The sequence below is a fragment of the Providencia sp. AGC89 genome (genome assembly GCF_053543535.1).
Genome location: NZ_JBIXLP010000094.1, coordinates 1 through 7,922, shown reverse-complemented (window position 1 = coordinate 7,922; position 7,922 = coordinate 1). Strand labels below are relative to the sequence as shown.

The window sequence follows — 7,922 nt, the reverse complement described above, 5'->3', positions numbered from 1 at the left end:
GTTCAGGCTATTACAGGGTCGGTTTACCGTTTTCTCATCAGTACCTGCAAACTCAGGATAAATCTTCTTCTCTGGATACAACTACGGTCAGTTCATCGCAAAAGCCCTGTCGATATTAAAACTTGTGGATTCTGTCAGTAACCGCCAGACAATGCGTGTCATCTTATTAGCCAGCGCAACCGTGGCTTTCATTTTTCCTCTTCGTTCAATAAGCCGTTTCAGCCACATTCCCAGTGCGTCATCGCGTTTATGAGCCCAGTGCATAACAGACCGCGCACCATGAATGATCAATGTCCGGAGATCACGATTGCCGTTTTTGGTCATCGCAGAAAGACTATTTTTTCCTCCAGAGCTGTGTTGGCGGGGAACCAGACCACACCAAGCAGACAATTGTCGTCCGTTAGTAAATTGCGCTGCGTTAACTTCACTCAGAAATGCAGCGGCAATAAGTGGACCAATACCTGGTATTGTCATCAGTACTTTGTATTTGGGTTGTTGCTGACAAAGCGCCGCAAGACTGTGCTCTACAGAAAGAATACGTTCATTAAGTGAATGTATATTTTCTAACAACGATAACAGCAACTGGCGCAGCACGAGGGAAATTAACTGTTCTGCATCTTCAATAATATCAGGCAGTCGTTGCTGTAAAATATGAATCCCGACAGGGATCTCAACGCCTTGTTCTGCAGCCAGTGACCGGGCCTGATTTGCCAGCGCAGTGCGCTGTTCCACCATCAACTGGCGAGCAGCTCTGAGGGCTTTAATATCTTGTTGTTCAACAGTTTTTATAGCGACAAAATGAATACCTGGGCGAAAAGCTGTCTCACAAATAGCGAGAGCATCGTTGGCATCATTTTTCTGGTGATGTGTTAATGCTTTTACGTGTTGCGTGGGTATCAGTCTGACTTGAAAACCGATTGACTGAAAAGTACGCCCCCAGTAGTGGGAAGTAGCACAAGCCTCCATTGCAATCATCGACCCAGGAGGGAATTGACGAATAGTATCCAGCAATTTAGCCCGAGAAACCTTGCGGTTAAATGCAATATTCCCATCACTCATCCAGACGCAAACCTGAAAGACAGATTTTGCCAGATCGATACCGATAACTTTAATTTCGTTCATGATGTAGTACCTCTGTGAATAAAATCGCTCAACATAAGTATGGCAAAACTTACATAGAGGGACGTCCATCGCATCACTTCAATACCACTGCATCATTTCACGTCTTCTTTCCAAATATTGCGCATGGTTATAGGTTCCTCGAATGGAGTTTTTATCCCTGTGCGCCAATTGAGTTTCAATACATGCGCTATTAAATCCTTTTTCATGCAAGATCGTACTCATCGTGTGACGAAAGCCATGCCTTGTCGCTTTACCGTCATACCCAATTCGCTTTAATACCATATTGATACTGACTTCACTCATGGGTTGATTGATATTGCAACGCCCCGGAAAAACTAATTGGTATTGGCCTATAAATACAACAATCTTAAAGTGATAATTGTAATTAACTTGTAGATGTGAACTGTATTTCATATAAAATATTCTACAGTTAGGGCTTAAAGCCATAACTAAGTGAGTTATAAGCAATTAAACTGTGTTCGTGTGAATAATTATAAAATAGGTGAAGCATTGTGGGCATATTTAAATCGATTTGGGATTTTTTTGGTCTTTATCAGACTAAAAGAATAAGAATTTTACATATGTTAATTCTACTCTTAGTGATATCGCAAATCATTGTTAGTAATTGGATGACGGGTACTAAGTCAGTAGTTATTCCGTTTTTTGAAGAGACTTATTTATTTACTTGGATTCATATCGTTTCGGGCTTTGTGCTTTTTTTCTTAACGTTCTTTTTAGTCGTGTTATGTTTTCACCAGAGAGGGTTTAGATATTTTTATCCCTATCTCTGGGGGGATTTTAAGCAAATCAAAGAAGATATAAACTCTCTTTTAGCTAAAAAGCTACCAGACAGCTCACCTAAAGGGCTTGCCGCGACAGTTCAAGGGCTAGGGTTAGGTGCTTTATCAATTGTTATTTTGTCTGGTATTGCATGGTTTTTTCTATGGTTACAGCAGTCTCCACTTGCTTTAGAGGCTAGAAGTATTCATAAATCACTCACAATTTTAATTGAGATTTATATTTATGGTCACGGTGGTTTAGGGATTATTCATTTTATAATTTGGAAAAAAAGTAAAAATAAATAGGTTTGCTTGATACCTCATTGGCAATATGGGTGATTAGTCGCCCATATTCATTAAATGATATTTTGTTGCAATCTGTAGATGCTAATAAGTTACCGTGACGCAAATATGCGTTACCTAGTAAATCAATAGTTTATCTACTCTGAATATGAATAACCAAATCTAAAATAACGGTCCTATTACGGTTCGTATAATGCGATTGAACGGCAAGGTTAGACGGGGATGTTACGGGGAGGATTAAGCTGATAACGGCGAGATTACGGTGAGGTTTCCACAATGGTTTCCAGTGAAAACGCACTTTAGCAAATGGAAACTAACCACTAGGTTACTATAAGATTTCAGGCGATCAAATTGACCGTTAGTAATAAAAACAATGCGTTACCAAATCTTACCATTGGTCACTGAAACGATGACCAATGAGCGTTAATCTGGTTTTGTGACAGAATTAAACGTTATCAATTAGTTATATTTTGATTCCGTCGATTTAACGGAATTAAGCATAATCAATAGCTTATAGATACATACGGGATTATCCCGTATCATCATGGATAAATTAACGTTTAGATCACCCCTAGAAATTAGAATTATTATCCGATCTTCCAGAGTTCCACTAGCATTATATTTTAACCACTAGCTTATATTGTGATGATATCAAGATGAATAAACCAGAAATGAGAAAAGCAAAATCAATCAGGATCACCACATCAGGAATGGTAATAAAAGCCCCTGAACGAGTCAAAACAGCCACAGGTAAAGTAATGGCCACAATGACTATTCAGGCTGAGAGTGACAAGCGTAGCCCGTACCCATTAAAGATAGTGGCATTCGATATTAACGCGCTGGAACTAATGACCTGCCAGAAAGGAAACAAAGTAACCGCTACAGGTCGCTATGAATGGTTTAATGGTTATCAACTTATTGTTAAAGGAATAGATTGGCAATAACATATATGTTGCCAATCTACTTTTAATTAACAAGGGGGTGTAGATTAATAATCTATGAGGTTTTTATCTATCAATTTATGCTTAATCGAGCTAGCTTTATTGTATCCAATTCTAAATAATAATTGAATTATCTTTGTACTGTCCTTTCCTGTAAGAGAGTAAAAAATTTCTGCTTTTTCTTCAGGCGCCATTTCATTGATATTGTGCCTAATATAATCGCTTAATTCACTTTGAATGACAGGGTTGTAAATAATTTCAGAATTATATTGTTGTATCGCTAAATGTAATAACTCAGCAGAAGTTATTTTAAATTTTGATAGTTTATGTTTGTCATCATCAGAAATGGGAATGCTAATATGGGGCATTTTGCATCCTCATTATTCTGCATCAAATGATACTTGGAATGGATAGTTCTTGCCACCTTCAATCCATTTGAATCCATAAATTTCAATGCCATAATCATCTATGGTGACATAGGCAGAGACATCAATTTCTAGCTTGTTATCTAGACGGATAGCAATCCCTTTATAGATATCAGTATTTGTTTTTTTTAACACTAACGAATAACTATTACCATCGTATGTTAAATCGAATTTAATTTCTAAATTACCATCGGAAATAATAGGATTGGAAATTTTTTTGTCGGTTATCCCGTCATACTCTTCATAAAATTTCAGGTTTTTTACATCAGCTGGAATATATTTTATTTTGTTCATTGGTTCGTCATCCTTAATAATATAAATTTTTGTATTTGCGCTAGGTCTTTTTCGGTATAGACTTATTTTATCATATAACAAACTCTCTAATAATTGAAATTGAGAATCAGTGATAACATCTCTATATTTTGAGAGCTGTAGCTCTGTTACTTTCCCATCAAGCTCAGCATGATGATTGAGATAATTGTCAATTGACATCGAACGGTACCCAATTACCTTGGATGGGGCAAATCGCCATGTTGAACTATATTCGTCATACCATGCGTACCAACACTTAAAGCGACCCAACTGACCTTCTAATCCATTCAAAGTCCTGTTTGTTAGATTTGAATCAAACATTTTTATATTTTGTATGATGCTTTGTTTATCTGTAACGAGAGCAAAATTCATTTACGGCACCTTTCTGTGATAGTGATTATAATTTAATTATGATTAGATCAATTAGATCTGTCAAGTCATTTAGATCAATTAAATCCATGTGATCGGTTAGCTTTATATTTAACGATGTCGTGTGGAAATTACAAGCAGGGTTATTTCTGGATGGTATTTCATTATCTGCAATGAAGTAGTTATTGATGATATTTATGCAATGATGTTACTGGAAAGTGTAGGGCTAACATTGAGATTAAAAATCACCTCAAAACAGGCATGACAAAAATATTAGGGGGTACATTTGGGGGTATCTATAAAGTTAGAATTAAAATAATCATTTAATATCAATGAAGTGAATGATATGTATTGTTCTCTCCTCCGAATTAAACGCCATGCTATTGATTAGCATGGCGTTTTTGCTTTTTAGGTTTTAGCGGTATGCCATCCAGTATGCCATTTTATTTTGGTTTCCTTCCCACGAGCTTGGTCTGTTTTGGATGCAATGTAATATTTTACGCGCTTTATTCTTCAGAATAACGAGATAGTGAAGGCAACTTTGCTATCTCGTTATCATTTTTTATTATTGAACTGAGATAGCTGGAAGACGGAACGGATCGCCCATTGCCATGTAGTCATCCACGTTATCAATGTTACGCAATGAACCCGCAATGAGTTGACTCATATCGAGAGGTTGTGTACTAATAACTTTTCCTTCCTTTGTTTTTTCAATCAATTGCTTTTCTTTTAAAAAGTAGCTATTCGTGCCTTTGTTGTATTCCCAGATAATTCTTTCTACTCCTTTATCTGGATATTGCTGAAGGTAATCTTTAACGGCATTTTCAGCGGCTAATTTGGCTTGAGCGTCGATCACTTTATTTTGTTTCTCTGGTGCTAGGTTATTGAGTTTTTCCTGATATCTTTGCATTTTTTGTTTGAGCGCCGTGGTTTCACGTTCGACTTCTGTATTTTTGAGACTAAGCATCGCATCGCTCATGGTCGTTAACGTGCTATCAAACGCTTGCCATTTTTCTATAATCGGTTTTTCGCAGTGCATTGTTGCATTATCTCTCAGTGTTTCAATATCGTGTTGATAACGGTTTGCCGATTCACTATCAACATATTGGTATTCAGGGAAGCTAATTCGACTTTCACAGGTTTTTAAATAGTTTGGATCAAATCGAATATAACGCTCACTGGTGCGTTCACAGGCCTCTTTTTCTCTCTTAATATATTGTGCTTTTTTGGCGTCTATAAACACCGTATCATTCCTCACTTTTTCTTTATAAATAGCTTTTTGCTTATCCAATTCCGCCGAAATACAATGTGATGACATTCTAGATTTAGCCATATCAAGCATTTCCTGAATACGTGTTTTGACTTCTGGGTGGTGAAAATACAAATAAAGCTCTTGATAATGTTGGTAATGGTCAAAATTGATTATCGTTAGGTTATGAATAGTACTATTGGGGGGAATATGGCGATTGGGGAGGGTTGAGACTATACGTTGTATTTCTGGTCTATTTTTATTCTGTTGATAATAAGAAGAGAAAGCGTCTTGTAAGACCTGTTGCTCTATGAGGGATAGGGATTTAATGGCAAATAGATTACCAGAATATTGTTGTAACTTTTCTAACTGCTTAACGTCGGCATTTAATTGATTAAGGTTATCATTGACATTCTCCCGCATTGACTTTGCTTGATGTTGTAAAAATTGAGCCTCTTGCTCGTAGATTTTTTTATACAACGCTTGTTCTGCTTCTTCACTGTAATTGAAGTAATTTTTACCTTTCTTGAGTTCACAGGTATAAATAACTTGTTGATGGTCTGTGTTTTCTGTTGTCCAAGCAATAGATTGGCAAATATCACGATGGTCTAAAAGTTGTTGATACGTATACTGACTAAAACCTTGGGGCGACATATCTTTAACGTGTTGTATTGCGCTGTCACAACCCGTTAATAAGAACGAAATAGGGAATAAAAATACACAGATATTCTTCATGCGATGTCCTTCTGATAAATGTTGGATCGGCTCATTAAGTTTGAGCCGATGGGGAAACTTAAATAGAGAGGTAGGGATTAGTGAGGAACATCACGATAATGCAAGGGCTCGCAATTAAAATCGGTAAAGGTTTTTAGCCTATTTTTTTCATTTGGTTGAAATTGCCCAATCGGCTTATCATCAACATAAACCTCAAATTGGTTAGCCTTCATGATGGCTCGCGTGAAACTGTCCCACATATTGCCTTCACTACGTGTTTTGGTTTCCTCGGGAATGTAATACGCTTCATCGTTAATGACGAAGGCGATATTATGGGTATCAATAAGGTTTTCGCCGTTATAAATATAAACGCTATTATCGGCTTCGTCATCGGCCGCAACATTACAGGCAATAATGACACTGAGATGTTTGTCGTTACTGATACCGTACTCCATATAGCCTTGTGCATAGGTAGCAGACCAATAATTGGGGAGGGCGAATGAACACAATGAAAAGGCCATGAGGAAACACGTGAATAGTATTTTTTTCATCTTTATTTAACCTCTACGATGTTGAGAACAATATTGAAGCGCTTTGGCTGAATAGCTGAGATATTGACGTTGTTCTTCGGTTAATGATTGTGACGTATTGATTTTTGACGCCATAAATTGGGCCAGTTTATCTTCGGGGATTTTTTTAGTCAGAATAGTGAAAGCACACTCGCATTCTTGTTTATTAAAGGCATTACTGTTGTTAACACATTGATGCATAAAGACATCTTTGGGTGATTCTGAGCAGCTGGCTATCAAAAGGAAGCTTAAGAGGAGTGGGGATAAGTGAAATAGTTTGCGATTTTTCATTGATTATTCAGCCATAAAAGAAAGAGTACACAGGGATGAGTCCCACAAACCAGCCAATGACTTGAGGGCCGATGGCCCAAAAGAGCTTGGCTTGTATTAGCCCTATTGCGCCTTCACGTGTTGTGATGTAATCCGGCATAATTGCGAGTCGTATAGCATTACCGATAAACATGCCCACTCCGGTGCCTAATCCCATGACAACGAAAAACTTAATCCCCGCCCAAATACCGTAGATATGACCGGTAGGCGAAATCCAATTATAAACAACGACAATCGCGCTAATGACAAAAGCAATCAGCAGGTATTTAATAAAACAAGATGAGTTCATGTAACCACCTTTTTAGGATGTAAAATAGCCAACATCAAAAAGACATGTTGGCTAGGTAAGTTGAGGGTAATCTATAAGGCTGAATGCCAGAGATTAGAATCGGTAAGTCAAACCAAGCATGATGTCATTGGCCTTCACTTTGATTTTTGAGGTGTTTTCCCCATCGCCTACCGCTGTCGTGATGTCGGCTTTTCCAGCATCTAAATAGCGATAACTTAGACCCATATCCCAATCGTCATTGATGGCATAGTTCACCCCCGCACCGACACTCCAGGCAAAGTTATTGGCGGTATGCGTGTGAGTATCATGCAGAGAGAGTCCTGGAGTATAAGCATCAGCGCGGGTGGTTTTAAAATCCACGGCCGCATAGCCTAGCCCGACAGAGATATACGGCGTGAAATCTGAGCTATTTTTAATATCGTAGTACCCATTGACCATTAACGTATTGAGTTTGATTTGGTTTTTAATATCACGAGTTTGATGTACGCCATTACGCACACGGTCGCGGATGTTGTAGGTT

General features: G+C 37.9%; 10 protein-coding genes and 1 pseudogene. 2 read left to right on the top strand and 9 right to left on the bottom strand.

Features of this window, described 5'->3' with window-relative positions:
* Nucleotides 1–87: 87 nt before the first annotated feature.
* Together ACIPUA_RS22245 and ACIPUA_RS22240 are read right to left on the bottom strand one after the other, a co-directional pair.
* Nucleotides 88–1,122, bottom strand: coding sequence for an IS110 family transposase (locus ACIPUA_RS22245; protein WP_449060153.1), 1,035 nt, complete (start codon nt 1,120–1,122; stop codon nt 88–90).
* Nucleotides 1,123–1,200: 78 nt separating this feature from the next.
* Nucleotides 1,201–1,479 (bottom strand): annotated as a pseudogene (locus ACIPUA_RS22240) (tyrosine-type recombinase/integrase); the annotation flags it as partial.
* Nucleotides 1,480–1,634: 155 nt separating this feature from the next.
* Between ACIPUA_RS22240 and ACIPUA_RS22235 the strand changes: the two are divergent.
* Nucleotides 1,635–2,207 (top strand): cytochrome b/b6 domain-containing protein, encoded by a 573-nt coding sequence (locus ACIPUA_RS22235; RefSeq protein WP_166267884.1) that lies wholly within the window; start codon nt 1,635–1,637, stop codon nt 2,205–2,207.
* 653 nt (nt 2,208–2,860) lie between these two features.
* Nucleotides 2,861–3,148 (top strand): hypothetical protein, encoded by a 288-nt coding sequence (locus ACIPUA_RS22230; protein ID WP_164528585.1) that lies wholly within the window; start codon nt 2,861–2,863, stop codon nt 3,146–3,148.
* Nucleotides 3,149–3,192: 44 nt separating this feature from the next.
* Here the strand turns inward: ACIPUA_RS22230 and ACIPUA_RS22225 are convergent, their stop codons facing one another.
* The 7 genes from ACIPUA_RS22225 to ACIPUA_RS22195 all read right to left on the bottom strand — a co-directional run.
* Nucleotides 3,193–3,513, bottom strand: a complete 321-nt coding sequence (locus ACIPUA_RS22225; RefSeq protein ID WP_449060152.1) for a hypothetical protein — start codon at nt 3,511–3,513, stop codon at nt 3,193–3,195.
* A 12-nt stretch (nt 3,514–3,525) separates the two neighbouring features.
* A complete protein-coding gene (locus tag ACIPUA_RS22220; RefSeq protein WP_164528587.1) occupies nt 3,526–4,254 on the bottom strand; it encodes a hypothetical protein in 729 nt (242 codons plus the stop codon).
* Nucleotides 4,255–4,816: 562 nt separating this feature from the next.
* A complete protein-coding gene (locus tag ACIPUA_RS22215) occupies nt 4,817–6,235 on the bottom strand; it encodes a hypothetical protein (protein ID WP_449060151.1) in 1,419 nt (472 codons plus the stop codon).
* A 77-nt stretch (nt 6,236–6,312) separates the two neighbouring features.
* Nucleotides 6,313–6,765 carry a hypothetical protein gene (locus ACIPUA_RS22210; protein WP_294351065.1) on the bottom strand — a complete coding sequence of 151 codons (453 nt, stop codon included), beginning with the start codon at nt 6,763–6,765 and terminating at the stop codon, nt 6,313–6,315.
* 6 nt (nt 6,766–6,771) lie between these two features.
* Nucleotides 6,772–6,984: a hypothetical protein gene (locus ACIPUA_RS22205; protein ID WP_243853449.1), complete on the bottom strand. Its 213-nt coding sequence runs from the start codon at nt 6,982–6,984 to the stop codon at nt 6,772–6,774.
* A 97-nt stretch (nt 6,985–7,081) separates the two neighbouring features.
* Entirely contained in the window at nt 7,082–7,402 is a 321-nt protein-coding gene (locus tag ACIPUA_RS22200) for a hypothetical protein (RefSeq protein ID WP_278977919.1), read from the bottom strand.
* 93 nt (nt 7,403–7,495) lie between these two features.
* Nucleotides 7,496–7,922, bottom strand: a 427-nt coding sequence (locus ACIPUA_RS22195; RefSeq protein ID WP_449060150.1) for an outer membrane protein, incomplete at its 5' end; no start/stop codon positions are given.

What these genes read in the sequence shown, in the direction of transcription:
- ACIPUA_RS22210 (WP_294351065.1), bottom strand. Translation starts at nt 6,765, where the DNA reads ATGAAAAAAATACTATTCACGTGTTTCCTCATGGCCTTTTCATTGTGT.
- ACIPUA_RS22200 (WP_278977919.1), bottom strand. Translation starts at nt 7,402, where the DNA reads ATGAACTCATCTTGTTTTATTAAATACCTGCTGATTGCTTTTGTCATT.
- ACIPUA_RS22245 (WP_449060153.1), bottom strand. Translation starts at nt 1,122, where the DNA reads ATGAACGAAATTAAAGTTATCGGTATCGATCTGGCAAAATCTGTCTTT.
- ACIPUA_RS22220 (WP_164528587.1), bottom strand. Translation starts at nt 4,254, where the DNA reads ATGAATTTTGCTCTCGTTACAGATAAACAAAGCATCATACAAAATATA.
- ACIPUA_RS22205 (WP_243853449.1), bottom strand. Translation starts at nt 6,984, where the DNA reads ATGCATCAATGTGTTAACAACAGTAATGCCTTTAATAAACAAGAATGC.
- ACIPUA_RS22230 (WP_164528585.1), top strand. Translation starts at nt 2,861, where the DNA reads ATGAATAAACCAGAAATGAGAAAAGCAAAATCAATCAGGATCACCACA.
- ACIPUA_RS22215 (WP_449060151.1), bottom strand. Translation starts at nt 6,235, where the DNA reads ATGAAGAATATCTGTGTATTTTTATTCCCTATTTCGTTCTTATTAACG.
- ACIPUA_RS22225 (WP_449060152.1), bottom strand. Translation starts at nt 3,513, where the DNA reads ATGCCCCATATTAGCATTCCCATTTCTGATGATGACAAACATAAACTA.